This is a genomic window from Vibrio sp. 1641 (assembly GCF_033339995.1).
GTDB lineage: Bacteria > Pseudomonadota > Gammaproteobacteria > Enterobacterales > Vibrionaceae > Vibrio > Vibrio alginolyticus.
Window position 1 is genome coordinate 1 of the sequence record NZ_JAWOVP010000113.1, and the last position, 796, is coordinate 796.

1 protein-coding gene is annotated in these 796 nt (G+C 47.5%); it reads left to right on the forward strand.

What is annotated here, in order from left to right:
* Positions 1 to 58 precede the first annotated feature (58 nt).
* Positions 59 to 796: chorismate synthase (aroC, locus tag R7Z47_RS24495; protein WP_318130715.1), on the forward strand; the 738-nt coding region annotated here is incomplete at its 3' end.

Genomic DNA, 796 nt, shown 5'->3' on the forward strand with positions numbered 1-796 from the left:
GAATTGGAAAGCAGTTGCGCTCAATCAAAGAGCGTGGCGACAATAACTTGAGGAAGTAATGGCAGGAAACAGTATCGGACAACATTTTCGAGTGACAACATTCGGAGAAAGTCACGGTATCGCACTGGGATGTATCGTAGACGGATGTCCTCCGGGATTAGAAATTACAGAAGCAGATCTGCAAACGGATCTCGACCGTCGTCGTCCTGGCACATCACGTTACACCACACAACGTCGTGAACCGGACGAAGTTAAAATTCTTTCTGGCGTGTTTGAAGGCAAAACCACAGGCACTTCAATCGGCCTGTTGATCGAAAATACCGATCAACGTTCAAAAGATTATTCAGAAATCAAAGATAAGTTCCGCCCGGGACATGCTGATTACACTTACCACCAAAAATATGGCATTCGTGACTATCGTGGCGGCGGCCGTTCGTCAGCCCGTGAAACTGCGATGCGTGTGGCTGCAGGTGCAATCGCGAAGAAATATCTGAAAGATGAATTTGGCGTAGAAATCCGCGCTTACTTGTCACAAATGGGCGATGTTTCTATTGATAAAGTCGACTGGGACGAAATTGAAAACAACGCGTTCTTCTGCCCAGATATAGACAAAGTGGAAGCGTTTGATCAACTGATCCGCGACCTAAAAAAAGAAGGCGACTCAATTGGTGCGAAAATTCAGGTTGTTGCAACCAACGTACCTGTTGGCCTTGGTGAACCAGTGTTCGACCGCTTGGATGCAGACATTGCGCACGCGCTAATGAGCATCAACGCGGTGAAGGGTGTCGAAATCGGT